At 64.6% G+C, this 24,748-nt stretch carries 31 protein-coding genes and 1 tRNA gene; 14 read left to right on the top strand and 18 right to left on the bottom strand.

Annotated elements, in window-relative coordinates:
- Positions 1 to 75: 75 nt before the first annotated feature.
- Positions 76 to 708 carry a 2,5-diamino-6-(ribosylamino)-4(3H)-pyrimidinone 5'-phosphate reductase gene (locus LIX00_RS00055; RefSeq protein ID WP_227354146.1) on the top strand — a complete coding sequence of 211 codons (633 nt, stop codon included), beginning with the start codon at positions 76 to 78 and terminating at the stop codon, positions 706 to 708.
- Between the two features lie 19 nt (positions 709 to 727).
- Here the strand turns inward: LIX00_RS00055 and asd are convergent, their stop codons facing one another.
- The 6 genes from asd to LIX00_RS00085 all read right to left on the bottom strand — a co-directional run bounded on the left by asd (position 728) and on the right by LIX00_RS00085 (position 4,876).
- Entirely contained in the window at positions 728 to 1,762 is a 1,035-nt protein-coding gene (gene asd, locus LIX00_RS00060) for an aspartate-semialdehyde dehydrogenase (protein WP_227354147.1), read from the bottom strand.
- A 353-nt stretch (positions 1,763 to 2,115) separates the two neighbouring features.
- Positions 2,116 to 2,292 (bottom strand): 30S ribosomal protein S17e, encoded by a 177-nt coding sequence (locus LIX00_RS00065; protein WP_227354148.1) that lies wholly within the window; start codon positions 2,290 to 2,292, stop codon positions 2,116 to 2,118.
- Positions 2,293 to 2,376: 84 nt separating this feature from the next.
- A complete protein-coding gene (locus tag LIX00_RS00070) occupies positions 2,377 to 2,655 on the bottom strand; it encodes an acylphosphatase (RefSeq protein ID WP_227354149.1) in 279 nt (92 codons plus the stop codon).
- A gap of 44 nt (positions 2,656 to 2,699) precedes the next feature.
- A complete protein-coding gene (locus tag LIX00_RS00075) occupies positions 2,700 to 2,873 on the bottom strand; it encodes a hypothetical protein (protein WP_227354150.1) in 174 nt (57 codons plus the stop codon).
- A 43-nt stretch (positions 2,874 to 2,916) separates the two neighbouring features.
- Positions 2,917 to 3,798 carry a DNA-3-methyladenine glycosylase family protein gene (locus LIX00_RS00080; RefSeq protein ID WP_227354151.1) on the bottom strand — a complete coding sequence of 294 codons (882 nt, stop codon included), beginning with the start codon at positions 3,796 to 3,798 and terminating at the stop codon, positions 2,917 to 2,919.
- Positions 3,799 to 3,838: 40 nt separating this feature from the next.
- Positions 3,839 to 4,876, bottom strand: a complete 1,038-nt coding sequence (locus tag LIX00_RS00085) for a dipeptidase (protein WP_227354152.1) — start codon at positions 4,874 to 4,876, stop codon at positions 3,839 to 3,841.
- A gap of 105 nt (positions 4,877 to 4,981) precedes the next feature.
- Here LIX00_RS00085 and LIX00_RS00090 point away from each other — a divergent pair, with 105 nt between their 5' ends.
- Both LIX00_RS00090 and LIX00_RS00095 read left to right on the top strand, forming a co-directional pair.
- Complete coding sequence (locus LIX00_RS00090) at positions 4,982 to 5,434, top strand: DUF555 domain-containing protein (protein WP_227354153.1); 453 nt, start codon at positions 4,982 to 4,984, stop codon at positions 5,432 to 5,434.
- A gap of 176 nt (positions 5,435 to 5,610) precedes the next feature.
- The gene (locus tag LIX00_RS00095) at positions 5,611 to 5,820 is read left to right on the top strand and encodes a ribbon-helix-helix domain-containing protein (protein WP_227354154.1); all 210 of its coding nucleotides are present in this window, start codon (positions 5,611 to 5,613) and stop codon (positions 5,818 to 5,820) included.
- A 36-nt stretch (positions 5,821 to 5,856) separates the two neighbouring features.
- On the opposite strand, the gene LIX00_RS00100 is transcribed toward LIX00_RS00095, so the two are convergent.
- On the bottom strand, positions 5,857 to 6,270 hold the full coding sequence (locus tag LIX00_RS00100) for a JAB/MPN domain protein-containing protein (protein WP_227354155.1): 414 nt from the start codon (positions 6,268 to 6,270) through the stop codon (positions 5,857 to 5,859).
- 172 nt (positions 6,271 to 6,442) lie between these two features.
- Here LIX00_RS00100 and LIX00_RS25890 point away from each other — a divergent pair, with 172 nt between their 5' ends.
- Positions 6,443 to 6,577: a DUF7503 family protein gene (locus tag LIX00_RS25890; RefSeq protein WP_255679309.1), complete on the top strand. Its 135-nt coding sequence runs from the start codon at positions 6,443 to 6,445 to the stop codon at positions 6,575 to 6,577.
- Between the two features lie 3 nt (positions 6,578 to 6,580).
- On the opposite strand, the gene LIX00_RS00105 is transcribed toward LIX00_RS25890, so the two are convergent.
- Positions 6,581 to 8,647 (bottom strand): CHAT domain-containing protein, encoded by a 2,067-nt coding sequence (locus tag LIX00_RS00105; RefSeq protein WP_227354156.1) that lies wholly within the window; start codon positions 8,645 to 8,647, stop codon positions 6,581 to 6,583.
- Between the two features lie 108 nt (positions 8,648 to 8,755).
- Positions 8,756 to 9,430 carry an MBL fold metallo-hydrolase gene (locus tag LIX00_RS00110; RefSeq protein ID WP_227354157.1) on the bottom strand — a complete coding sequence of 225 codons (675 nt, stop codon included), beginning with the start codon at positions 9,428 to 9,430 and terminating at the stop codon, positions 8,756 to 8,758.
- 74 nt (positions 9,431 to 9,504) lie between these two features.
- Between LIX00_RS00110 and LIX00_RS00115 the strand changes: the two genes are divergently transcribed.
- Entirely contained in the window at positions 9,505 to 10,185 is a 681-nt protein-coding gene (locus LIX00_RS00115; protein ID WP_227354158.1) for a VOC family protein, read from the top strand.
- Here LIX00_RS00115 and LIX00_RS00120 read toward each other — a convergent pair.
- The 3 genes from LIX00_RS00120 to LIX00_RS00130 all read right to left on the bottom strand — a co-directional run bounded on the left by LIX00_RS00120 (position 10,182) and on the right by LIX00_RS00130 (position 11,985).
- On the bottom strand, positions 10,182 to 10,961 hold the full coding sequence (locus LIX00_RS00120; protein ID WP_227354159.1) for a helix-turn-helix transcriptional regulator: 780 nt from the start codon (positions 10,959 to 10,961) through the stop codon (positions 10,182 to 10,184). The two genes, LIX00_RS00115 and LIX00_RS00120, sit on opposite strands and share 4 nt — an antisense overlap.
- A gap of 242 nt (positions 10,962 to 11,203) precedes the next feature.
- A complete protein-coding gene (locus tag LIX00_RS00125; protein ID WP_227354160.1) occupies positions 11,204 to 11,494 on the bottom strand; it encodes a DUF5779 family protein in 291 nt (96 codons plus the stop codon).
- Between the two features lie 41 nt (positions 11,495 to 11,535).
- Positions 11,536 to 11,985, bottom strand: coding sequence for a ferritin-like domain-containing protein (locus LIX00_RS00130; RefSeq protein ID WP_227354161.1), 450 nt, complete (start codon positions 11,983 to 11,985; stop codon positions 11,536 to 11,538).
- A 279-nt stretch (positions 11,986 to 12,264) separates the two neighbouring features.
- Here LIX00_RS00130 and LIX00_RS00135 point away from each other — a divergent pair, with 279 nt between their 5' ends.
- Complete coding sequence (locus LIX00_RS00135) at positions 12,265 to 12,450, top strand: DUF7989 family protein (protein ID WP_227354162.1); 186 nt, start codon at positions 12,265 to 12,267, stop codon at positions 12,448 to 12,450.
- Positions 12,451 to 12,507: 57 nt separating this feature from the next.
- Here the strand turns inward: LIX00_RS00135 and LIX00_RS00140 are convergent, their stop codons facing one another.
- Positions 12,508 to 12,741: a DUF7563 family protein gene (locus LIX00_RS00140; protein WP_227354163.1), complete on the bottom strand. Its 234-nt coding sequence runs from the start codon at positions 12,739 to 12,741 to the stop codon at positions 12,508 to 12,510.
- Positions 12,742 to 12,967: 226 nt separating this feature from the next.
- On the opposite strand from LIX00_RS00140, the gene LIX00_RS00145 reads away from it, so the two are divergent.
- Positions 12,968 to 13,123 (top strand): DUF7557 family protein, encoded by a 156-nt coding sequence (locus LIX00_RS00145; protein ID WP_227354164.1) that lies wholly within the window; start codon positions 12,968 to 12,970, stop codon positions 13,121 to 13,123.
- Here LIX00_RS00145 and LIX00_RS00150 read toward each other — a convergent pair.
- The 3 genes from LIX00_RS00150 to LIX00_RS00160 all read right to left on the bottom strand — a co-directional run bounded on the left by LIX00_RS00150 (position 13,108) and on the right by LIX00_RS00160 (position 14,655).
- Entirely contained in the window at positions 13,108 to 13,704 is a 597-nt protein-coding gene (locus LIX00_RS00150; RefSeq protein WP_227354165.1) for a protein sorting system archaetidylserine decarboxylase, read from the bottom strand. The genes LIX00_RS00145 and LIX00_RS00150 overlap by 16 nt on opposite strands.
- Positions 13,704 to 14,150 (bottom strand): DUF5799 family protein, encoded by a 447-nt coding sequence (locus LIX00_RS00155; protein WP_227354166.1) that lies wholly within the window; start codon positions 14,148 to 14,150, stop codon positions 13,704 to 13,706. The genes LIX00_RS00150 and LIX00_RS00155 overlap by 1 nt, the downstream gene beginning before the upstream one ends.
- Positions 14,151 to 14,379: 229 nt before the next feature.
- Positions 14,380 to 14,655, bottom strand: a complete 276-nt coding sequence (locus LIX00_RS00160) for a ribonuclease P protein component 4 (RefSeq protein WP_227354167.1) — start codon at positions 14,653 to 14,655, stop codon at positions 14,380 to 14,382.
- A 163-nt stretch (positions 14,656 to 14,818) separates the two neighbouring features.
- Between LIX00_RS00160 and LIX00_RS00165 the strand changes: the two genes are divergently transcribed.
- Positions 14,819 to 15,865, top strand: coding sequence for a glycosyltransferase family 4 protein (locus tag LIX00_RS00165; RefSeq protein ID WP_227354168.1), 1,047 nt, complete (start codon positions 14,819 to 14,821; stop codon positions 15,863 to 15,865).
- Positions 15,866 to 15,906: 41 nt separating this feature from the next.
- Positions 15,907 to 17,037 (top strand): glycosyltransferase, encoded by a 1,131-nt coding sequence (locus LIX00_RS00170; RefSeq protein ID WP_227354169.1) that lies wholly within the window; start codon positions 15,907 to 15,909, stop codon positions 17,035 to 17,037.
- Here the strand turns inward: LIX00_RS00170 and LIX00_RS00175 are convergent.
- Both LIX00_RS00175 and LIX00_RS00180 read right to left on the bottom strand, forming a co-directional pair.
- A complete protein-coding gene (locus tag LIX00_RS00175; RefSeq protein WP_438267077.1) occupies positions 17,010 to 17,792 on the bottom strand; it encodes an HD domain-containing protein in 783 nt (260 codons plus the stop codon). The genes LIX00_RS00170 and LIX00_RS00175 overlap by 28 nt on opposite strands.
- Before the next feature lie 180 nt (positions 17,793 to 17,972).
- Positions 17,973 to 18,212 (bottom strand): hypothetical protein, encoded by a 240-nt coding sequence (locus tag LIX00_RS00180; protein ID WP_227354171.1) that lies wholly within the window; start codon positions 18,210 to 18,212, stop codon positions 17,973 to 17,975.
- Positions 18,213 to 18,604: 392 nt separating this feature from the next.
- On the opposite strand from LIX00_RS00180, the gene LIX00_RS00185 reads away from it, so the two are divergent.
- The 5 genes from LIX00_RS00185 (at position 18,605) to LIX00_RS00205 (ending at position 24,747) form a co-directional block, all read left to right on the top strand.
- A complete protein-coding gene (locus LIX00_RS00185; protein ID WP_227354172.1) occupies positions 18,605 to 18,892 on the top strand; it encodes a Sec-independent protein translocase subunit TatA/TatB in 288 nt (95 codons plus the stop codon).
- Positions 18,893 to 18,918: 26 nt separating this feature from the next.
- Positions 18,919 to 18,991 (top strand) — tRNA-Arg (locus tag LIX00_RS00190).
- A 196-nt stretch (positions 18,992 to 19,187) separates the two neighbouring features.
- Entirely contained in the window at positions 19,188 to 22,292 is a 3,105-nt protein-coding gene (locus LIX00_RS00195) for an ATPase, T2SS/T4P/T4SS family (RefSeq protein WP_227354173.1), read from the top strand.
- Positions 22,289 to 24,307 (top strand): type II secretion system F family protein, encoded by a 2,019-nt coding sequence (locus LIX00_RS00200; protein ID WP_227354174.1) that lies wholly within the window; start codon positions 22,289 to 22,291, stop codon positions 24,305 to 24,307. The genes LIX00_RS00195 and LIX00_RS00200 overlap by 4 nt, the downstream gene beginning before the upstream one ends.
- 2 nt (positions 24,308 to 24,309) lie before the next feature.
- Entirely contained in the window at positions 24,310 to 24,747 is a 438-nt protein-coding gene (locus LIX00_RS00205) for a DUF7287 family protein (RefSeq protein WP_227354175.1), read from the top strand.
- The last annotated feature ends 1 nt before the right edge of the window (position 24,748 follow it).

The following is a 24,748-nucleotide window of genomic DNA, read 5'->3' on the forward strand; positions in this document are numbered from 1 at the left end:
TCCGGTTCGAGGAGGCCGTATAAAGTTCTTGATAGCACCGAAAGCGGTTTTCGCGGGGGGTACCTACCTCGGCGCATGCACGTGGTCGTCAACGCCGCGACGAGCGCCGACGGGAAACTCTCCTCGCGCCGGCGCGAACAGGTCGCCATCAGCGGGCCGGACGACTTCGCCCGCGTGGACGACCTCCGGGTCGAGAGCGACGCCATCGTCGTCGGCGTCGGGACGGTGCTCGCGGACGACCCGTCGCTCACCGCCGACGGGGGGTCGAACCCGCTCCGCGTGGTTGCGGACTCGCGCGCGCGGACGCCGCCCGACGCTCGCGTGCTCGACGACCGGGCGGACACCCTCGTCTTCGTCGCCGACTCCGCGCCGGCCGACCGGGTCGACGCGCTCCGGGAGGCGGGCGCGGACGTCGCGGTCGCGGGCACCGGTCGCGTCTCGCTCGACGCCGCCTTCGACGAACTCGAATCGCGCGGCGTCGAGCGGGCGATGGTCGAGGGGGGCGGCGAACTCATCTTCTCGCTGTTCGCCGACGGACTGGTGGACGAACTTCGCCTCTACGTCGGGTCGCTAGTCATCGGCGGGCGCGACGCGCCCACCCTCGCCGACGGTGACGGGTTCGTCGACCGCGAGGCGTTCCCGAGGCTGGAGCTAAACGGCGTCGAGCGGATGGACGACGGCGTGTTGCTCCGCTACTCGGTTCCCTGACTTCGGAGGGGTCCGTCCCCTACACCCAGCCTTCCCGCGCGAGCAGTTCGCCGTTCAGCAGGCTCGCTCCGGCGGCCCCGCGGATGGTGTTGTGGGCGAGGCAGTTGTACTGGACACCCGCGGGGGTGTCCTGCACCCCGCCGACGGCGACCTGCATCCCGCCGCCGAGGGTGCGGTCGAGTCGCGGCTGCGGGCGGTCGTCGTCCTCGAACACCTCGATGAGCGGATCGGGGGCGCTCGGCAGGTCGAGCGTCGGCGCGTCGCGGAAGGCGTCGCGGGCGTCCTCGGGGGTGGCGGTCTCCTCCGTATCGGCCCAGACGTTTTCGAGGTGGCCGTCGAGCGTCGGCACGCGGTTGCAGGAGGCCGACACGTCGACGTCGTGGTGGTCGATTTCGCTCCCGTCGAACGTCCCGAGGAGTTTCCGCGACTCGGTCTCCATCTTCGACTCCTCGCCGCCGATGTGGGGGATGACGTTGTCGATTATCTCCATCGACGTGACGCCGGAGTAGCCCGCGCCGGAGACGGCCTGCAGGGTGGCGACGTGGACGCGGTTCAGCCCGAACCGGTCGAGTGCGGCCAGCGTCGGAACCATCGTGATGGTCGAGCAGTTCGGGTTCTTCACCAGCGCGCCGTCCCACCCCCGCTCGTCCCGTTGCACCTCGATGAGGTCGAGGTGGTCGCCGTTCACTTCCGGGATGACGAGCGGAACGTCGTCGGCCATCCGCGCGTTCGAGGAGTTCGAGGAGACGACGTACCCCGCCTCGGTGAACCGCGGTTCGACCTCCGCGGCGATTCCGGACGGGAGCGACGAGAAGAGCAAGTCCACGTCGTCGGGAACGTCGCTGGGGTCGGTCGCGCGAACCGTGATATCGCCGACGCTCTCCGGAATCGGCGAGTCGATGCGCCACTTCGCCGCCTCGCGGTACGACTTGCCCGCGCTCTCGTCGCTCGCCGTTATAACTGCCAGTTCGAACTCGGGGTGGCCGTCGAGCAGTTGGATGAACCGCTGTCCCACCGCCCCCGTTCCGCCCAGGATACCAACGTCGATGCTCATGTGCGAGATGGTAACGAAAGCGAGCGCAAGTAGCTTTCGACGGTGTCGGTGCTTGCCGAGATGGTCAGAAATGAGAGGGTTTCAACCCATCGCTATCCTCATATACCGTCTGTCGCCTCTAAGACTTCATGAGGCGGGAAGTCGTTACGTGCAAAGAGTGCGGACAGCCGTACTCCGTACGGGTTCGAGACGACGGGTCGTTCGTTCTCCCGACCGAGACGGGGGAGTGTGAGCGGTGCGGTGCAAACCAATTCTCTCAAGTCGCTGACGAGCCTATCGGCGACGACTGAAACGCGGTCGGTTCGATTCTCTGCGGATAATCGCCGTCGACTACCGGAGTCCGGACTGCAGAACTACTCTTTCTTTCGGGTGACGTACCCGGCGATTCGGTTGCGGACGCCCTTCGACCCGATGTTGGTCAACTTCTCGACGCTCTCTTTGTTCTGGTCGAAATCCTTCGTGAAAGCGTTCGGATATCGTTCCAGCAGGATGCTCCCCGTCTTCTTGACGTAGTCGGGTTTGATTGCCATGTCGAACTGTTTCCGGTTGTAGGTCTTAAAAGCATTCGTTCACGCCCGGCGAGCGTGAATCTCTCGCACCCCCGAGGTCGCCGCTTATCGGCGCACCCGAAAGCCGTCTTCGTCCTCCGGTTCGCCGTACTCGACCGCGACGTCTTCCACGTCGGCGGCCGGACTGCCCGTGTAACACCACTCGACCATTTCGTTCACCGCCTCCTCGGGACCCTCGAAGACGGCCTCGACGCGTCCGTCAGAGAGGTTCCGTACCCAGCCGTCGACCCCCTTCTCCTGCGCCGCGTCGCGGGTGTTCGCGCGGTAGTAGACGCCCTGTACCGTGCCCGAGACGAAGACGTGTGCGCGGGTTCTGTCCGCCATGGTCGGTTCTTCGAATCGGAGGCACAAAATCGTCGGGGCCGGCGTCACTCGTCGCCGGGCGCTCGCTCGTAGGAGAGGTGTTCGACCCCGGTTCGAACCTCGTTCTTCGTGAGGTCGAGTTCGCCGTAGAAGAACGTGCGGAGGGCGAGCAGCGCGCCGATTCCCGACGCGAGCACCAAGCCGACGAAGGCGGCGAGTCCGAACAGTTCGGTGGCCATGTTCAGCGTCCAAACGCTCGGATAAAATACCTTTCGACCGAGGTCAGTTCCGCAGATAGTGAAAGACGTACGTCTGGGTGTAGCCGGCGTACTCGTCGCCGAACTGCTCGCGAATCGCCCGCGAGGTCTTCGCGTACGACCCCCGCTCGCAGTGGGGGTAGTGGTCTTCGATGGCGCCCCGAATCCACGTGTCGAGCGGAACCGCCTGCAGGTAACCGAGCGAGAACAGCAGGACGCAGTCTGCCACCTTGTCGCCGACGCCCACGAACACCTTCGCGGCGTCGCGGGCGTCCTCGTAGGCCCTCCCTCGAACGTCGTTCGGTGACGCTTCCCCCGACGCTATCAGCTCCGCGGTCTTCCGGACGTAGGGCGCGCGGTAACCGAGGTTCAGGTCGCGCAGATCGGCTTCCGTCGCGGCGGCCAACCGCTCGGGCGTCGGAAAGTCGCGGTAGGTCTTCCCGTCGAACTCGATTTCGTCTCCGAATTCGCGGGCCAGCGCGGTCTGCATCCCGTAGATTCGGTCGACGCGCATCTGGGCCGAGCAGATGAACGAGACGAGGCAGGGGAAGAAGGGGTCGCGGACGATTCGCATCCCGCGGTACGCCTCGTAGGCCTCCTCGACCAGCGGGTCGTCGGGCGTCGCGTCGACGATGGCGTCCAGGTCGTCGTCGAGGCGGAGGAGGGAGAAGAGCAGGGGTTCGGCGTCGGTCGTCGACTCCCATTCCAGCAGGCCGTCCCGCTGGCGGGCGCGAACCACCTCTCCCTCGACGACGGTGTAGTACCACGCACCACCGCCGTAGGCGCGGGCCGTCTCGTACATCCGACCGTCCTCGCGCCGCCAGAGGTAGCTCTGGCCGCTCTCGACGGTCGCTTGGAGGTCGAACCCACCCGGCAGGTCGGCGACGGGAATCGAACCGGTTTCCATCGTTCCGGGAGAGGGAGCGCGGGGGAGCAAATCTTTCGGTTTACCACGTCTCGGCGAGCACCCGCCGCCAGTTCCCGCGGGCGACCCGCGCGACGTCGTCCTCGTCGAACCCGCGCTCGCGGAGGCGGGAGAAGAGCGCGGGGAGGCCCGTCACGTCGCCCACCTCGTCGGGGATTCGCGCGCCGTCGAAGTCCGACCCGAGGACGACGTGCCGGACGCCGACGCGGTCTGCGACGTACTCGACGTGCTCCGCGATGTCCGCGAGCGACGCGCTCGCGTCGGGGTCGGGGTCGTCGGCGACGCCCGGTTCGTGGAACGAGATTCCGACGACGCCGCCCGACTCGGCCACCGCGTCTATCTGCTCGTCGGTGAGGTTCCGAGAATGGGGACAGAGCTCGTGGACGCCGGCGTGCGAGACGACGATGGGCGCGTCGCTCAGTTCGCTGACCTCCCAGAACCCCCGTTCGGTCATGTGGGCGCAGTCGACGACGATGCCCCGTCGCTCGCACGCGCGGACGAGGTCGCGCCCCGCGTCGGTCAGCCCCGCCCCGGTGTCGGGACCGCCGGGGTAGCGCGAGACGACGCCCTCGCCGAAGGCGTTCGGCCTGCTCCACACCGGGCCGATGGAGCGGACGCCCGCCGCGTAGAGGAAATCGAGGTTGGCGAGGTCCGACGCGACGCCCGCCGCCCCTTCGAGGTGCGGGACGGCTCCGAGGTCGCCCGATTCGAGGCATGCGTCGAGGTCGTCGAGCGAGCGGACGACGCGAAACCCGTCCGCGTCGGCGGCGAGCCGGTGGAGCAGTTCGAGGGTTCGGTAGGTGACGCGCCGGGCCTCCCCGTGGTCGACGGCGTCCGGAAGGGGGTACTCGTAGCCGTCGTCGCTCGGTTCGGGGTCGCGTTCGTCCTCGCTCGGGACGAAGACCGCGAAGAACCCCGCGCCGAGTCCCGCCTCGCGGGCGCGGGGCAGGTCGACGTGCGCGTCCTCGCATCCGTCGGCGAAGCGCAGTACCGGGTCGGCGGCGCGACTCAATCGAAGGAGGATGTCGTTGTGGCCGTCGATCGTCGGCACGTCGGTCATCGTCGGAGGTGTGTTCGACGGCGACATAAGTGCTGGTGTGACCTGTCGCGAAGCTCGTGGCGTGCGAAAATTCATACCGCTGGCTCTCCAATTGCCCTTGGGATCATGAACTGCAGAGTTGTCGTGGAAGCCGCGATTCCGGTGTACGACGTACAAACACCGGACGAGGCGGTGCGAATCGCCATCTCCAAGACTGGCGAGCTGCTGAACCCGGATCTGAACTACGTCGAGATCAGCATGGGTGAGCGGACGTCTCCGTCCGGCGAGGAGCTCCCGCCGGCGTTCATCGCCGCCGACGAGGCGCTCGTCGCGCTGGAGCTGGAGATGACGGTGTTCAACGTCGAGCGAGAGGAGCACGCCTCGCGCATCGCGCGGAAGGAAATCGGCCAACGGCTGGAGAACATTCCCCTCGCCGTCCTCGACGTCGAGGTGTTAGAGGAGGACGAAGACGAGGAGGACGAAGCCGAGAGCACCTCCGAGAGCGACGACGGCGAGGACACGACCGACGAGGACGAAAACGACGACGTACTACCGGAATTCGAAGACCTCATCGAATGAGATCGACGGTGCGCAGGTCTCGATTCGGGCCGCTCGGGAGACGATTGTAGGTCGTTTCCTTCGACAACTCTCTTTCCGACGAACCTTCGCCGAGACGCGTCGCCGGCGTCCCCCCACGCCGCGACGCTCGCGCGAACGACGTAAACGATAACCGGCAGGCCGACCAAACGCCTGCCATGACGGAGTACACGACGGTTTCCATTCCGAAAGACCTCGCCGACCGCGTCGAAGAGACCATCGAGGGGACGAGTTTTTCCAGCACGAGCGACCTCGTCCGGTTTCTTCTGCGGAGCATCGTCATCCAGCACCAGAAGGAGGGTCGGCTGACCGAATCGGAGTTCAGCGAGATAACCGACCAGTTGCGCGAACTGGGGTACTTGGAGTAGCGGCGATTTCTCGCCGTCGAGGTGCGCGATCGCCGCTCAGAGCAGTTCCGCAGGAGGCTCGGCGTCGAGGACGACCAACCGTTGTTTTCGCCCGGCCCTGTCGAACGCGGCGATGGAGTCGGAGCGCCACGGCGGAACTGCGACCAGCATCGCTTCGTGCAAGTCGTCCGTCCGAGCGACTTCGAGGTCGCCCTGCGGATGTGAAACGAACCGACCCTGCGACTGCCCGGCGGGGATGGAGAGGTCCATGCCGAACACGGCGGTTACCGACCCGCCCGTGTCCGGCGGGTAGAAGTGCGTGAAGACGGGCGTCTCCGGGGGTGGTAAGTCGTCGCCCCCGCGCAGGTCGCCCGCAGGGGTGACCGCGAGCGATACCGTCACCCGCTCGGGTTCGGCGTTCGCGGCCAGTTCCAGAAGTGCGTCCCTCAGTCCGCGTGTTACGAAGACCACGTCCGCCTTTCGTGTCGCCTGATGATAACGTCGTCGCCCGGCGTCGCCTCACTTTGTTGCCTCTACGTATTTTTTAGAATACATATTTACAAATAATGTAGGCGGTTCTCGGAATATATTTCGAAATATAATATAGAAAAATTAATATAAGTGGTGTGGGTATGTGTGGGTGATGGCAGAAAACGACCTCACCTCGTACCTCGCGGAGAACCCCCGAATGATCGGCGTGCTGTTCACCATCGTGTTGCTACTCTCGCAGGCAGGAAGCGTTGCGGGCGTGGCTATGACGGGTAGCCTCGGAACGTAAAAATCAGCGTTCGTCGGTGTCGATTTCGTAGCTCCACGTAAACCGCCCGTCGAAGTGTACGGGAACGTTCTCCAAGAGAAGATACTCTTCGAGTTCACCGTCGGTGAGCGTAACGGTCGGAAGTGATCCTGACGCGAGATACGACGTGCTCTGGCCGGAGAACTGTGGCGTGACGAATCCACCGATTCCTCCATCGTTGGAATGATACGTGATCGGCGTTAGTTCGAACACGTCCTCTTTCGTTTCGATATCGTAGAGCAGTGCGACGATACTCTCCGTCTGAACGATATTGACGCACCCATCACCAACGACGATGTACTGCCCGCCGATGATGCTCCGGTCCCGGGCGATGTCCAGCGCCGCCCAGAGCGGGAAACCGCGATTCAGGAGGCGAATCATCGTCCGTCCGACGCGAACCGCGCCGCTGTTTATCACGTCGTTCAGCGTGACGACCCCGCCGACGGCCCCCGCCTCGATGAGCGCCATCCCCTGCTCGTAGGACTGACACGCGTTGAGGAAGAACGCCTCGATACCGACCGAGTCGAGTTCCCTCGCGTCGAGCATCCCGTCGACGCACTCGAATCCCCCCTCGTCGATGTGGCCGATGTAGTGGAGGAACTGCGTCTCCGATTCGAGGACGGCGCGCAGTTCCGCCGTCGAGAGATCGTTCCGAACCGTCACGTCGAAGGGGAGCTCCTCGCGCGAGCCGTAGACCTCGTCCGCGAGGGTTCGCTCTTCGTCCATCTGTCGGTCGTTACAGACGACGGTGATGTCGATATCGCCGGACGTGGCCGTCCGTTCGAGACGGTTGCGAAACGCCGCCGCCGTCGCCTTGCTCGCGCCGACCGGCGCGTCTTCGCCGACCCACATCTGCTCCAGCGAGTCCGTCGCCTCGGGTTCGACGAGCGAGTTCACGCTCGCGGGTGCCTCGACGGCGCTTCGCGTCGAGTCGCCACCCCTGACGAACTCGTCGACCGCCGGAGTCTGTAGCACGGACGAGGACACTTCCGTCGCTCGCGGCGTCCGAACGACCGCGAGGTCGTCCACGAGGAACGGAAGCATCTCGACGCTCTCGGACGTCGGTTCGACGTGCGTCGTCAGTTGCCAGTCCGGTACGAACTCCTCGACGACCGCGTACGGAACCGAGAGATACGCTTCGAGTCGCTCGGCCACCGGCGCGTCGTAGAGCGCCGCGAAGTCGAGGTCGGCCAGCGGTTCGACCCGTTGGCGCTCGTGGAGGTCGATTCTGTAGAAGCCCTCCGTGCGGGTCACGCAGTCGAGGAGGAACGTCTGTTTCAGCACGCGCTCGACCTCGTTCTCGAAGCCGCGTGCGGTACGTAACGGATGCTCGAAGTCGTCCGTCACGATTCGCGGGTTCCGCCCCGGCGCCAGTTCCGCGCCGAGGTAGTACGCCAGCGGCGCGACGGGGAATATCGACTCGTACCTCGGAGGTATCTCGATTCGGATGCCGGCGTCGGGGGGCGAGAGTTCGTCGGGGATTTCGAGGCGGTCGCCGAGTTCGATCGTCGGCGGGTGGCCGCGCAGCGTTGGAAACGACCGCTCGGGGCTGGTGGTCTTGAGCGCCGACCCGAACGTCGAAATCGCCGCCATCACGTCGACCGGATCGGCCGTCGTCGTCACCGTCTCCGCCGGGCGGCGGTGGGAGGATCGCGCGCCGACTCGCACGGTCGTCTCGCCGTCGAAATCGAACGCGACGCTGTCGAACGCACCCGAGACGCGGAGCGACCCCTCGACCCGGACGTAGAGTTTGATCGGCGTACAGAGTTCGAGATTGTACGTTCCCTCCGAGAGTTCCTCGTATCCGATACCCTCGACGCTCGCCAACATCTCGCCGCATTCGTCCCTGACGTACACCGCGGCGGGTGTCGGAAGCCGGAGCCCGTCGGTCGAGATGGTTACCGCATCGTCGACCGGAAAGTGAAACAGCTCGGTGTCGGCCGAGGTCGGGTGGACCGCGTCGGACGTGTGGAGCGTGCACGTCCGTCGCTCTACCGAATCCCGTATCTCTATTCCCGGTTCGTTCCCGCGGGAGACGAACGAGATAGTCACCGGAACACCCCACGAAACAGAGGGTTACGAATCCGGCGTACAGGGTACATGTGTGCCATGTACCGACCGAACGCCAAAAACCTATCGGATGGTAAATATAGCGTCGCGTCAGATCGGCGCGAACCGACGCACGGTCGCCGCCAGCAGCGCGGGGTACCGCCGGCGGGAACCGTCGAGCGCGTCGGCGAGTGCGGCAGGCGCGTCGTCGAACACGCCCGCGCCGTGGCTGACGAGGATACGACGGGGGGTCAGTCCGCGGAGCTCGTCCGGCGGTAGCAGTCGAATCGCGGGATGGACGCCCAGTCGTTCGCGGGCGGTTCGATAGTAGTCGGCGGTCCCGACCGATTCCGGAACGACGAGCGTTCCGCTCGCCTCGTCGTACAGCGCGGCCTCCTGCCACGCGGGGTTGTCGAACAGTCGCAGCGCCCGAAAACCGGTATCCGCGAGCGAGGTCTCGAACCTCCGGACCGCGACTTCGCTCGGGCTTCGTCGGAGCCACGTCGGGAGGTACAGCGGAACGTCGTATCGTCGGGCGAACGCCTCCGCGTCGCGCACGTGGCGGTCGAGGAGAACGACGACGCCTTCCACGTCGCCGAGTTCGGCGAGCAAGTCGTCGATTCCGGGGGCGTCCAGCGGGTCGACGAGCCACACGCCGTCGTCCACCGCGAGCGCGTGGCTGGCCCGCTGCATGCTTTCGTCCGGATGTGCGACCCACCCGACGCCGCCGTCCCATCGGTCTATCTCTCGATACTCGGTCGGCGGGGATGTCTCTTTCACCGGCACGGTTGCACTAGCGTCCCGTGAGGCCATAAATCGACGGGCGACGTTTTAAGCGCGGTCGCCGTGTACGACGGATTATGCTCTCGGGGCTTCGTTGGTTAGCGCTGGAAGTGAAGTATCTCGATCGCGGGCGAGAGTTCTACGAAACGGTCCTCGATCTGCCGGTTCGGGAGGCGAACGACGAGGAGGTCGTCTTCGAAGCCGGCGACCACGCGCTCGTTCTCCGGCGGCCCCACGGCGTACCTCGCGGCGGGGTTCACACTCACTACGCCCTCTCCACGCCGAGGGCGCGATACGACGACTGGTACGACCGCCTCTCGGCCGACTTCGACCTCGTGGAACACGACTTCGGGGCGTCTCGCTCGCTGTACTTCTACGACCCGGACGGTAACTGCGTCGAAATCGGCGGCACCGACGCGGACGGGGGCGCTATCGCGGGCATCTTCGAAATCGTGCTCGAAGTCGAAGACGTCGGACGGGCCGAGCGCTTCTACGCCGACCTCGGGTTCGAGACGCGCGACCGGGGAACGAATCGACCGCGGATTCGGATGAGCGGTCCGTTCGATCTCGAACTCTGGGAACCGCACCTCGGTATCGCGGACGCCCGTGGCGGCGTCCACGTCGATATCGGCCTCCGCGCCGACGACCCGACGGCGGTTCGGAGAACGGTCGGTGAACACCGCGTCGAGGCGGTCGAGTCGGGCGTTCGAATCCGCGACCCGGACGGCCACCATCTGACCGTCGTGGCCGACGGTTAAACGTGCTCGTCGATGGGCGTCCCGTCCGCCCAGACTTGTTCGAACAGCCTCTCCCCCCAGTAGCACGCGCGCTCCGACTCCGCGACGAACTCGGTTCGACTGTCGTAGGACCCGTCGAGCGTCGGCAGCGAGAGCAACAGACAGCCGTCCAATACCCCGAGCGCGAACGACACGTCCGCCACGCGGATGTCGAGGCCATCGTTCTCGTTCCGTTCCACCTCGAATCCGTCGTCGTCGAGCAGGTCAGCGAGCACGGTCGCATCGAGGACGAGCCGCGAGTCATTGCAACCGTCGTAAAAGGCCTCCGAGTAGCGCTCGTTGTATATCGGCGCGACGACCGCCGCCGAGTCCGACGCGGCGAGTCGTCGCTCCACCTCGCGCTCGGCCTGCGTCGGTTGCGTGTCGGTCGCACGGATGACCGTTCCGTCGGAGAGGTCGGCGAGATAGTACCGAAACGGAACGGGAAGTGCGGTTACGTCGTGTCGTTTCCAGTACTCCGTGTCTATCCGGAGGACGTTCTCCGTTTCCCGTTGCCGCCGGATGAGGGTGGCGACGACCGAACCCATTCCCGTCGGTGCCCAGCGTTTCGTTCGCGGCACGTATATCAGCCCGCATTCGCTGAGTTCGGTCAGGGCGTTGTACACTGCGGATTCGCTCGCGAGGTCGAGGTCAAGCAACTCCTGCGTCGAGTTATAGTCGTCGGTGATAGATAGCAGCACGTCCGTGCGCGCCCCTGACCGAAGTACGTACTCGACGAACGACCGTTGGTTATCCATGGCGGTACCGTACCATTCAACCGTCCGGCTCTTTTTCCTATCGTTTTCTGGCTGAATCTATCAAATTCCAATTACGACGGAATATTCTACCAACGATAAAGGTTTATGCGTATAAAAATGGAATTTTTATATGGGGTCGAATCGTTATTAACGCTTGGGCCACCCGGTGGTCCCGCTGACGTACAGCGGTACAGTGCTCGCGCCCTGACACTGTGCCCTCCTCCATCAAGCGCAGGCGTTTCTCAGAGTTCGCTCGTATCGATTTCGAAATCGGGCGGTGAGACGATGAGAAACTTCCTGAAATGCACTAGATTACCCCCTCGTTTTTTGATGGCCGGTGCGAGATCGGACGCGAGTTCGTTCAGGTCTCCTTCGACGGCGAGGACGAGCACGTTCCCGCGGTCGACGGCCTCGACCCGTTCTTCTATCGGCGTCGTCCCGTCGAGTACTCCTAACACGATACGCTCGCCGTCGGAGAAATCCATCTCCTTCTCGGCCGACTGCAGGTCGAGGTCGAAGTCCGGGTTGCTCATGGACGGGTCCTCTCACCCCCCCGAGAAAAACCCTTGCCTTACTACTCGTACTCGCGCTTGAACCCGCGGAACTCGGTTCGGTGAGCCTCTTCGTCGGCCAGAATCGTCACGCCCAGGTCCTCGGTGACCGGGTCGTCCGTGTCCCGCGCCGCCGAGATGAGGGAGCGGTACGTTTCGATGGCGTCCTCTTCGGCTTCGAGCACGCCCTCGATGACCGACAGCACGTCCGTGCTGTTCTCCGGCGGTTGGAGACTCTCCTGGCGCGCCTCAAAGTCGTACGAGGCCGGCGGGCGCTCGTCCAGCTGTTTGAGACGGTGGCCGATCATCTCCGCGTGGCCGAGCTCCTCCTGGATGTCCGATTCGAGGCTTTCTCTAACCTCTTCTGCGCTGACACCTTCGAGGACGATGGAGTTCGTGAGATAGTTCATCACGGTCTCGATTTCGTCGCCGTAGGCTTTCTTGAGGAGTTGAGTGACTTCTTGGTTCGTCATGCACCTCCTAATTCGTCGTGAATCCCCCTTATCCTTGTGGCAAACATCTATATCGCCCCGACCGCGACCCGTCCGCTGCGCAAAACTTATATCTTACTACCATCTGAGTAACACAGTACGATGAGACAGCTAGACACTCGCTCGCACACCCGTGCCGCGAGCGGCGTCGCTGTCGGTTCGATTCGCATCGTAGGGGTGTAACGCCCCTACTCACTCCACTTCCGACCCGACGAATCGACATCCTACGAGAGGCGAACGAGCGTCCCGAAAAGACACACGATGACGAACGACCGACAGACGACGCAGGACACGAACCACTCACCCCCGCACGACGACCGCCGACCGCGACCGGCGGCCGACGAGGGGCGAATCAACGAGACGATGGCGGACGTCGCCCACACGCCGCCGCACGAAGCGCTCGGAGCGAACCGAGCGTTCGAACGCGGAAACGAAGGCCGACGCTAAGGGCGTCGAATTAGAAAAAGATCGGTGTCACTTATTTCTCGTCCCCCACCTCCGTTCTCAGCGAAGCGGCTCTCGGCCGCCGATGAGTTTCGACGTGTCCACGTGCTCCGCCCGCGCACCGCCCTTTTTCACTTCCGTGGCAGTCATACATTCGAGGCAGCCGAAGACTTCGTTCTCGTTGTTCCCGAACACGCGCGCGAAATCGCGGGTCACGAACGAGCCACAGCTTCGGCATCGGTTTTCAGAGACGGTGTCGTTTCGACTGGTGATCCTGCTGTCTGTCGTTGTCATAGTGAGCCTCGGCGATACTGTAACAAGAGCGCGGGTACTTTGTTATCCGGTCACTTCACGCGAGAAAGCAACCCCTGTCTTCTCGCAAGACGGGTCTACGAGGTCAGTAACGGGCGCTTACTCGGTCGGGGTATCGAAAACGCCGACTCCGTCGTTTACCGGGTCCGACGCGAAAACCGACCGCTGGCCTATGCTTTAAAGACCTTCGCGGCCATCGATTAATGTGATGCCCAAGATAACGCTCGACGAGGAGACCGTATCGCGCCTCGACAACCTCCGGGTCGAAGACGAGTCCTACGACGAGATAATCACCGAACTCATCAACATCTACGAGGCGGAAGAGCTGACCCTGTTCCACGGCGGGGACTACTCGAGCGACTGAGCGGCGATGACCGTCTCGCCCGCCCGGACTCGTTCTCCTTTCGCCACCGAGACGTCCGTCACGTCGAACGTCGGCGGGAGGAGTACGTCCGCCCGGCTCCCGAACGCGATGTGGCCGAGGCGTTCGCCTCGCTCCACCGCGTCGCCGACCTCGACGTAGGGGTGAATCCGGCGAGCGAACGCGCCGGCGATGAGCGTCAGGTCGTGCTCCGGAAAGCCGACGCGGACCCTCTCGTTTCTGTCCGACTCCTTGCTGAACGCGGGCCGGTGCGCGCCGGGTTCGTGTTCGACCGACTCGACCCGCCCGGCCAGCGGCGCGCGGTTTACGTGCACGTCGGTCACGTTCATGAACACGCCGACGCGAACCCGACCGTCCTCCTCCCGGATGACGGACACCCGACCGTCGGCGGGCGAGAGGACTCCCTCCGCGGGGGACGTGCGCTCCGGGTCGCGAAAGAAGAGCAGGACTGCGCCGCCCAGCGCGAGGGCGGCGAGCGTGGCGACCGGCGAGAGGAATCCGACCGGCCCGGCGAGGAGGAACGGGGGGGCGGCGTACCGCCACGCGCCGGGTGCGAGACGCATCACTCTTGAACCGCCCTGCGGGCGCGATCCCACCGGTCGTTCGCTTCCAGTCGAGTTTGCAGTTCGTCGGCGTACTCCTGGGCCAGTCGCTCGGCCGCGGCGAGCCGATCTTCGTCGATTCCACCGCCGCTACCGCCCAGTCCGAGGGCCTCTTTGACCGATGTGAAGATACCTTTGCTCTCCCGGTTCGAGGATTTACCCGCCATCGCGTTCATCTGCGATTGGATGTTCTCCATCTCGGGCATCACCTGCCGCACCTTGCTCGTGTCGGCGACGAGCCTCGCGCGTTCGTCGTCCTCGGGGTGTTCGATGTCGAGTTCGACGGCGGTCATTATCAGTCCCCACTCCTGACGGGAGAACTGCGAGTCGGCCACGCGCTGGGTGAACTCCTGGTCGACCGCCATCCTGTCTCCCACTATCATATCCGTCCACTGGTGACCGGTCATACTACAGATTGGCGGCGCGCGAGACTTGGTGTTTTCGTCTGCGAAAGAACCGTTCGGACGCGGGCGAGCGAGCGGCGCGCTTCGACACCGAAGGCGTCAGCGCAGAAGGGTGAGAGTCAGAATCGGGCACCGGTACGCGCTCGATACGACCCCGAAATAGTGCGTAACGGCTCCTTTCCGGAGGAAACGCGGTCGGATGCGAGCGTCCGCCGGTTCGCCCGCTCTCTCGCTACTCGTAGGGGTAGCGTTTCTGATGGCCGCAGTCGCAGGTGACGACGACGTGGTCGTCCCGCAGTCGGACGCGGGCGTTCTTGCCGGGACGGAGGTACGCGTCGCAGGCGTCGCAGGTGAATCGCTTGAACCGGCGAGGGAGGCGGAGGCGATTTCGCTCGGCGATTCGCCTGGCAAGGCGAACGTACTCTCGCGCACGGTCGTCGTGGCACTCGGCGGCGGCGTCCCTCGCAAGTGCGGCGAGACGCGCTATGCGCTCTTCAGCTACTGTCATTCGGAATGGGGGGGTGGGGGTTTCCGGGGCGAGACAGGACAAGGATAGAAGTGTTCCTGTATTGCCCCATGCGGCTCATTCTCCCGCTTCAACAAATACTTTTCGGTCCTTCAACGACCGCTTTCCGAAAGCGGTAATGGGCGGCTACGCCATCACACGGCCAGTGCGCGCACTCAACTATCTCGAACTGGAATCCCGACTACACCGAAGCGGCATCGGAACCGCCGCGAAGCACCAGCGAAAGGCGCTCGCCGGAACCGACGTGGACGTCGTCACCTCGCCGTGGCGGGGCGGAACGCCGGGTCGCGCGCTGGCCTCGCGGGCGGTAGGGCGTCGTTTCTTCGCCGAGTTCGACGTGGCTCACTGCAACCTCATCGGGCCGGGGTCGGCGTCGGTCGCTCGCCGCGCGAAGCGCGCCGGGATTCCGCTCGTCCTCCACGCGCACGTTACGCGCGAGGACTTCGCGGAGAGCTTTCGCGGCTCGACGCTCGTCGGTCCGGCGCTCGGACGCTACCTGAGGTGGTTCTACTCGCAGGCCGACCTCGTGCTCTGCCCGAGTCGGTACACGAAGGGAGTGCTCGAATCGTATCCGGTGGACGCGCCGATTCGCCCGATGACGAACGGCGTGGACGCGGAATCGCTGGCGGGCTTCGAGGCGTTCCGCGAGGAGTACCGCGACCGCTACGACTTGGATGGGATGGTCGTCTTCTCCGTCGGCAACGTCTTCGAGCGCAAGGGCGTCACGACGTTCTGCCGACTCGCGCGGGCGACCGACTTCGACTTCGCGTGGTTCGGCACGTACGACACCGGTCCCCACGCCAGTTCGACGGTCAGACGGTGGACGCGCGACCCGCCGGAGAACGTCACGTTCACCGGATGGGTCGAGGATAAGCGCGGCGCGTTCGCCGCGGGCGACGTGTTCTGCTTCCCGGCGAAGGTCGAGAATCAGGGTATCGTGGTGCTGGAGGCGATGGCCTGCGGGAAGGCGGTCGTCCTGCGGGATATCCCCGTCTTCGACGAGTTCTACACCCACGGCGAGGACTGTCTGAAGTGCGAGACGGAAGCGGAGTTCCGCCGGGCGCTGGAACTGCTCGCCCGGAACCCCGACCTGCGCGAGCGACTCGGGGAGAACGCCCGCGAGACGGCGAGAGAACACAGTCTGGAGCGCGTCGGCGAGCGACTCGCGGAGACGTACCGCGAGCTTGCCTGAAGTCACAAGCCCTTAACACCCCCTACCCGAATCACGGAACAATGAGTCGATGGGTCGCCGCGTTCACGGATACGTACTTGCCGACGATAAACGGCGTCACCTACACGATACGGTCGTGGCGCGACTGCTGGGAGCGGAACGGGGGTCGGATGGACGTGGTCTACCCCCGGTCGGACGACTACGTGCCGGAGAAGGGCGAACACCCCGTCGGGAGCCTCCCGTTCCCGTTCTACGACGGCTATCGGCTGGGAACGCCGCGCGTTCCGAAGGCGGTTCGAGACGCCGACATCGTCCACTCTCACACGCCGTTCGCCATCGGACTCGGCGGCCTCCGACTGGCTCGGAAGCACGACCGAGCCTTCGTGACCTCGTACCACACCCCGACCGGCGAGTACGCGGATTACCTCGTCTCGAACGACGCCGTCGCCGAGTACGTCGAACGCGCGTCGGTGGCCTACGAACGCTGGTTCTTCGACCACTCCGACGCCGTGCTGACGCCGAGCGAGGCGACGAAACGACACATCGTCGAGACCGTGGGCGTGGACGCTCCGGTTCACGTCGTCTCGAACGGGGTCGATATCGAGCGATTTCACCCCGTCGAAATCGCGGAGTTCGTCCGCAAGTACGACCTCGACGCGGACCGACCGCTCGTCGGCTACACCGGCCGCCACGGGTTCGAAAAGCGCCTCTCGGAGCTCGTCGCCGCGGCGGACGGGATGGACGTGACGCTCGTCCTCGGCGGCGACGGACCCGCCCGCGAATCGCTCGAAAAACAGGCCCGCGAGAGCGACGTGGACGCGCGATTCCTCGGCTTTCTGGACCGCGACGAGATGGCGGCGTTCTACTCCGCGCTGGACGTGTTCGCGTTCCCCAGCCCGGTCGAAACGCAGGGGTTGGTCGCGCTGGAGGCGAACGCCTGCGGAACCCCCGTCGTCGGCGCGAACGCCGGCGCGCTGGCGAACACCATCGTCGACGGCGAGACGGGCTACCACTTCGAGAGCGGCGACGTCGACGGGTTTCGGGAGGCCATTCGGCGCGCGCTCTCGGAATTGGATCAGCTTCGGGAGGCGTGTCTGGCCCGGCGCGAGGAGATAAGCGTCGAGCGGGCGGTCGAAGCGCTGCGTCGGGTGTACGAGAGCGTCGCCTACAGCTCCACTCTCTCGACGATGTGATCCGTTCCCTCGCGGACGTTCAGGGCGACGATTCGAATATCGTCTTCCAGTCCCGACTTGTGGAGTTTCGCCTTGAGCAGGTTGTCCACCTGATAGACGCCCGCCGCATTTAGCATCTTGATCTCGACGAGGACGGGGACGGTGTCGCCCCGCCTGAGACTCACCTTCTTGATGGCCTGGCTGGAAACGGTGTTGATGCCGCGACCGCCCTTCTCGTACGGGATGCGCGACCGACCGTGTTCCATGTCCAGCGCGTCCGCGACGCGAATCACGCCCGCCTCGGTGGTAAGCGGGTCTTCCTCGGTGTGGTGACAGAGGATTGCGTGAAGCACCTCGCCTTTCATCCGCACCGCGTTCGCGGTGTCGTAGAAGTTCGGCAGTATCCTATCTAGCAGGTCCGCGGCGAGCGGTATCGAGTAGTAGGAGTGCGAGTCGCGGTGGACGACGTGGCCGATGTCGTGTATGGTCGCGGCGAGCGCGATGATGACGCTCTCGTCCGCCTCGTCCAGCCCTTGATCCGCCGCCCCGTTGAACTCGACGTCGCCGCGTTTCAACAGGTCGTAGAGGAGGAGGGCGCGATTGCGGACGATCTCGATGTGCTTCGTGCCGTGATCGTTGTACCCCTTTCGAGCGACGGCGTTGACGTTCTGGGCTTCGAGGTACGTCTGGATCTCGACGTCGTTTTCGATGAACGCCAACATCTCGTTCAGCCGCTCGTCCGGAAAGGCGTGTTCCGCCTCCGGGTCGTATGCCATCCGACCGTTTTCCGTCTCTCCTTCCGGTTCACTCTCGTCCATGGTGGACCCTATCGTTCCGGCGCAAAAAGCGCTCGGGCGGTCGGATTCCCGGCCCGTTTCTCCAACCCCGTCGACGAGTTGTACGCCAGCGATACCGACGCTGTGCCCCCTCGAAGGGACCTGCGGCTCAGCGTCGTATCACTCCTCGAATCCCTCTTCTTTCGTTTCGTACACGACCGTAAACCGGCCTGGGTTCGGGCTTCGAGCGGCGTCTCGGATGGCCTTGAACTCCCCTAACATCTGCGTCGAATCCTCCGTTCCTTCGCGGGTCGTCCGTGACTCCTCTCGAACCGAATCGTACACGTGAGTCATCAATCGTTCGATCGCGTACGCGTCCGACTTCGACTCGATCGTGAAAGTGGCTTCGTACTCCTCCATAGAGTCGAATACTACTCCCTGAAGGATAGGGTTGTCCTCAAACGGAGGTGGCGTCGACGTTTGTGCGAAGTTCGGGCCGTTCCCCGGAGCGATACACTCGACTCCGGTTGGTCGAACCGAGGACTCCCTGTATGGAACGGGATCGAATACGTCCGCTGTTCAAAGTGCGCCCCGTCTCTTACACGGTCACTCCCAACTTGCTCAACTGCGATTCGCGGTAACACTCGATTTCTGCGCGCCGAAGGAGTCGCGTCGCCGCGGTGAGAGGTACTCGTCACGCGCCGCGTTCGGGGTGTTTCCGTCCCCAACCCATCTTGTTCTAATCGCCGATTTTGGCGACCTATGAAATGCAAAAAGCCTATAATTGCCAGTGGGTAAGCAACGTGTAGAGGATGTTCGAAATGATACCACTGTTCGGGCCGCTTCCCGGCGGGATGGAGCTCGCGGTGATTCTGCTCATCGCGGTGCTCCTCTTCGGTGCAAACAAGATTCCGAAACTCGCGCGCTCGACCGGTGAGGCCATGGGCGAGTTCAAGAAAGGACGACAGGAAGTCGAAAACGAACTCCGCGAGATGCAGGAGTCCGGGTCGTCCACGGAGACCCAATTCGACGAGTCGGAATCGCGTACGGACACCGACACCGACACCGGCACCGCGACCGAGACGGAATCCGAAAGATAACCCGTTTTTCTGATCCACCTCGTGGCGAGCGTGTGGCCTAGCGGATAGGGCGAGAGGTTCCTAACCTCTCGACCGCGGGTTCGAATCCCGCCACGCTCGTATTCGTCGCTCGCGGAATCGAACGGTCGAGCGCCGAGTCTCCCCCCGCATCTTTCGTGTCTGGAATCGATATATTACTCCGAAGTGTCCGATGAAAATCGCGGTACCCGAAGACGATACTCGCGAACGTGAATGTTTACACATGTATATTAATTTTAACAAGGTTTTTTAATGGATTAGTGATTGACGGTACTCAATGGCTAGTGAGGAATCCGAAGCGCTCGGGGGCGGGGGACCCGAGGCCGGCCCCGACGGAGTCGATTTCTCCGGCGGGGTCCCCGCTCGCGTCGCCCTCGGGACGTACACGTGGGAGGATTTCAAGGAGGAGTTCTTCTACGAGGACGGTCGCCCGCCGACCAACTGGCGGGGGAAATCTCGACCGTTCCCGGCCGAGGAGTTCCTCGGCTTCGACCCGGACGAGACCGAATCGCGCGTCGGGGAGGCGGCGAGGCGAGCGAACGCCCTCGGCGCGCGATTCGAAGCGTTCCTCGACCCCGAGGAGACACCCGTCACGGTCGGCGAGTACCTCTGGGAGCACTTCCGCTACGAGTACTACTACGACCCCGACCGGGAGAAACCGCACGAGAAACCCCGCGACGAGGACGGGAACGTCGTCGAATTCGAGAAGTCCGACTGGCTCGGTTTCGAGGAGGACGACCTCCCGAACTTGCTCGCGGAAGGCGCGGCGAAGGCCGAGAGGCTCCTCGAAATCGAGGACGAACGGACGCTGGACGTGCCCGACGACCTGGACGAGGACGCCTTCTTCTCGACCGTCGAGGGCTACACGACGGTGGTCAATCGCTACGACCTCGAAAAGGCGGTCGCCCTGCCGAAGAAGACGCACTTTCGCGAAATCGACCGCTACTGGGTGAACAAGCCGTACTCGTTCGTCGTCGTCTTCCACTCCGAGAAGGAAAACGAGCAGAAGTACTACCTCGTGGAGCCGTACTGCACGCGAATCGAGGACGACCTGCGGGAGTTTCTGACCGGGAAGCTCCGCACGTCCATCAAGTACTCGAGCGACGACGTGGTCGTGGACGCCGACGAGGAGGACCGCGAGGCGGTCATCGAGCGCGAAACGCTCCGCCTGCTCTCGCGCTACGACCTCCACCTCCCCGGCGACGCCCAGATCGCCGAACTGCTGCGAGGGACGCTCTCCGGCTACGACGACGCGCGCGATACGTGGAACCGCTACGCCGCCGAGACGCGCGCGCAGACCGGCGAGGCGATTCGAACCCTCCGCGAGCGGACCGCTCCGTACCTCGAACGCTTCGGCGAGGACGAGAAGGAACCGGAGCGGGACGAGGCCGACGACGGTGCGGACGCGAGCGAATCGGTCGAAGAATCGGACGCGAACGACGTCGACGAGGAGAGCGGTGAGCAGGAACGTGATTCGACGTCGGAAGCCGACGAGCCGAGGGAACCCGCGACCGAACTGGACGAATCGGCGGAACCGACCCCGGAACCCGACGGGGCGGAACGATCGACTCCGGAGACCGACGAGACGGGGACCGTCGCGGCCGCGCCGAGCCGTTTCGACGGTCTTCGAGCGCGGTGGGACGACCTGCTCGCGGAGCGCGTCGGCGACGAGAGCCTCCGCCGGGCGGTTCGCACGCGCGTCGAGGAGGCCATCGCGGAACACGAGGCGGACGACGAGGGCGGCGAACTCGACGGCATCATGGCCCGCCCGGAGCCGGCTCTGCTGGAGGAGGACGCCGACACGCTCACCGAGTATCAGGTCGAGAAGCTGCTCTACCTGCTGAAGCGCGACTTCATCGGCTACGAGCGGATCGACGGCATCAAACACGACATCAACGTGGAGGACATCTCCTGCGACGGCTACAACTCGCCCGTCTTCGTCTACCACACCGACTACGAGCAGGTCATCACGAACGTCCACCACGGCGAGTCGGAGTTAGACGACTTCGTCGTCAAACTCGCCCAACGCTCCGGAAAGGGTATCAGCAAGCGCCAGCCGCAGGTTGACGCCACGCTCCCCGACGGCTCCCGCGCCCAGCTGACGCTCGGGCGCGAGGTGTCCGACCACGGGACGAACTACACCGTCCGGCAGTTCAAGGACGTGCCGTTCACGCCCATCGACCTCGTGAACTGGAACACGTTCTCGCTGGACGAGATGGCGTTCCTCTGGCTGGCCATCGAAAACCACCGGTCGCTCATCTTCGCCGGGGGAACGGCGTCCGGGAAGACGACCAGCCTCAACGCGGTCTCGCTGTTCATCCCGAGCAACACGAAGATCGTCTCCATCGAGGACACGCGCGAGGTCGAACTGCCGCAGCGCAACTGGATAGCGAGCGTCACCCGGCCGTCGTTCTCCGACGACGACAAGGGCGACGTGGACGAGTTCGACCTGCTGGAGGCCGCGCTCCGCCAGCGCCCGGACTACATCGTGATGGGCGAGATTCGCGGCGAGGAAGGTCGCACCCTCTTTCAGGTCATGTCCACCGGGCACACGACCTACACGACCTTCCACGCCGACACCGTGGGCGAGGTGCTGAAGCGGTTCACGACCGAACCCATCAACGTCTCGAAGACGCTGTTCACTGCGCTCGACCTCGTCTCCGTGCAGACGCAGACGCGGGTGAAAGGGAGCAAGGTTCGCAGGACCAAATCCATCACCGAGATAAACCACTACGACACGGAGAACGACGAAATCAACGTCAAGGACGTGTTCCAGTGGCGGGCCGAGACTGACGAGCACGAACACCTCACCGGGTCGAACACGCTGGAGGAGATCAAGTTCGACCGCGGGTGGGACCAGGCGCGCCTCGAAGAGGAACTCCTGAAGCGCCGGACCATTCTCGCCTACCTCATCCACAACGGGCTGAACGAGTACACGCAGGTCGCCGCGACCGTGCAGGCGTTCATCAACGACCCGGACACCATCCTCGCGCTGGTCGCCAACGAAAAACTCGAAGACAGCCTCGCCGACCTCCGCGAGATGGAGAGCGTCCTCATCGACATCGACCCCGAGAAGGAGGAGATGGTGCCGCGACCCGACCCCGACGGGGAAGTTGCGGACCTCTCGAAGGACATCCTCGCGGAGGCGGACGACGAACTGCTCGACCGGTACCGCGGCGTGACCGTCTCGGAGGACGAACTGGCCGTCGCGCTGGCCGAGACGGCGAACCCCACCGACGACCGCGCCGGCGGGGTCGAGCGAAACTCCGCGCTCGACGCCGACCCGTTCGGCGAGTTCGAGGAAGCGACGTTCGCCGAGGACGACGGGGGAGCGACGCCGACCGGGGACGAGGCGACGGGGGCCGGGGAGGACGACGAATGAGCCTCGGCTCCGCCACCGGCGGGACGAGCGCCGACGCCCTCGCGGACGCGTTCTACCCGCTCTACGCCCGACTCTTCGACGAGGACAGCGATTTCGCCGCCGACTTCGAACGCAAACTCGCCGAGGCGCGGATGCCCGAGACGGCGGAACTGTACCTCTCTCGGGGGCTGGCGGTCGGGACGCTCGCCGGACTCGTCCTGTGGCTGGTCGGACTCCTGCTCGGCTACCTGCTCGTCGCGGCGGGGGTCGCGGGCGGGGAGGTCTGGCTCGGCGTGCCGGTGTCCGGCGCGGCGGCCGACCTGCTGAACGCGCTCAAGGTTCCCGCGCTGGTGCTCGGCACCGGCGTCGTCCTCGGAACGCTCGGCTTCGCGGGCGGGTTCGGCACCGTCGTCGCCGTTCCGTACAGTCGGGCGTCGTCGCGGAAGCGCGAGATAAACATGCTCCTGCCGGACGCCATCTCGTTCATGTACGCCCTCTCCATCGGCGGACTGAACCAACTGGAGATTTTAGAGGCGATGGCGAAAGCCGACGACACCTACGGCGAGGTCTCCCGCGAGTTCCAGAGCATCGTCCAGGAGACGGACTACTTCGACACGGACTACCGAACCGCCATCCGAAAGCGGGCGCTCGAAACCCCGAGCGACGAACTGTCGCAGTTCTTCACGGACATGCTCTCCATCGTCAACAGCGGCGGGAACATGACCCGGTTTCTCGACGACAAGAAGGACAAGCACATGCGGACGGCGAAGCAGGAACAGGAACTGACGCTCGAAACGCTGGAGCTGTTCGGCGAGATGTACATGACGCTCTCGCTGTTCCCGCTCCTGCTCATCATCATCCTCGTCATCATGAGCATGCTCGGCGAGGCGCAGCAGTTTCTGCTGTACGCGACGGTGTACGCGCTGATTCCGCTAGTCGGCGTCGGTTTCCTCGTCCTCGTCTCGACCGTGAAACAGGACGAAGTGGGCGACGGATACCTCGACGCCGGCGACGGCGGCGACCGACTGGAGACCGTCTCGGGCGCGGGACTGCTACGCCTCGGACTCGTCGAGGAGTTCGTCGGCGAGTTCTCGGTGTTCGACCGAATCAAGAGCCGGGAGGGAACCCACACGACGGTCGAGCTTCTGAAACGCCCGCACATTTTCTTCCGGGACAATCCGCTCTACGTCCTCGGAATCACGATTCCGGCGTCGATGGTGCTCGTCGCCAGCGCGGTGTGGACCGGCGCGGTCTCGTCGTCGCTCGACGGGTTCGTGACGAATCCCATCTGGACGACGTTCGTCTACGTCTACCTCCCGCTGTACGTGAACGGCGTGCCGCTCGCGGTCTTCCGGGAGTGGAACGTTCGCTCGCGCCGGAAGGTGATACGGAAGCTCTCCGACAACCTCCGGAAGCTGTCGAGCGCGAACGACACCGGACTCACCCTGCTCGAATCCATCAAGACCGTCGCCGACACCTCCTCGGGCAAACTCGCGGAGGAGTTCGACCGAATCCACGCCAAGGTGGAGTACGGCATGAGCATGAAGTCGGCGTTCGTCGAGTTCAACAACCGCTATCACCTGCCTCGACTCGCCCGGACGGTGAAGCTCATCAGCAAAGCGCAGGAGGCGTCGAGCCAGATAACCGCCGTCCTGTCGACCGCGGCGCAAGCGAGCGAGAACCAGGACGACATCGCGCGGGAACGACGCTCCCGCGCCCGGATGCAGGTCGTCATCATCGTCATGACCTTCCTCACGCTGCTCGCGGTGATGGCCATCCTGAAGGTGCGGTTCCTCGACGTGATGTCCGGGCTGGCCGGGCAGGCGTCGAGCGCGGAGGACGCGCCGAGCGCGATAAACTTCGGCGGAGCCGTCGACACGACCACGCTGTCGATGCTCTTCTTCCACGCCGTGACGATACAGGCCGTCCTCTCGGGGTTCATCGCGGGCTACATCCGCGACGCCGACCTGCTCTCGGGCGTGAAGTTCGCCGTCGCCCTGTCGACCACCGCCCTGCTCACGTTCGCGTTCATCTAACCATGCGGGGCCAAACGAGCATCGACTTTCTGGTCGGGATGAGCGTCTTCCTGCTCACGGTGGCGTTCGTGTTCGCCGCGCTTCCGAACACGTTCGCGCCGTTCGCGGGCGACGACGGCGCGGACGTCCTCGCCGCGGACCGGGTCGCCGCCCACCTCGCGGAAGGAACGCTCGCCCGCGAGGGTCGGCCGAACGTCCTGAACGCGACCTGCACCGAGCAGTTCTTCGACGAGGACGTTCCCGGGCCGTGCCACCAGTCGAACCTCAACGACGCGCTCGGCGTCGGGCCGACTCGCCGGGTGAACGTCACCATCGAGTCGGACGAGGCGCTCGTGTACGCCGCGGGACCGCCGGTGCCGACCCGCGGCTCCGTCGTCGTCGCGTCACGCCTCGTCTCGCTCGGCGGCGAGGAACGCACGCTCTCGGTGAGGGTCTGGTAGC

It is taken from the genome of Haladaptatus salinisoli (assembly GCF_020614375.1).
GTDB classification, from domain to species: Archaea; Halobacteriota; Halobacteria; order Halobacteriales; family Haladaptataceae; genus Haladaptatus; species Haladaptatus salinisoli.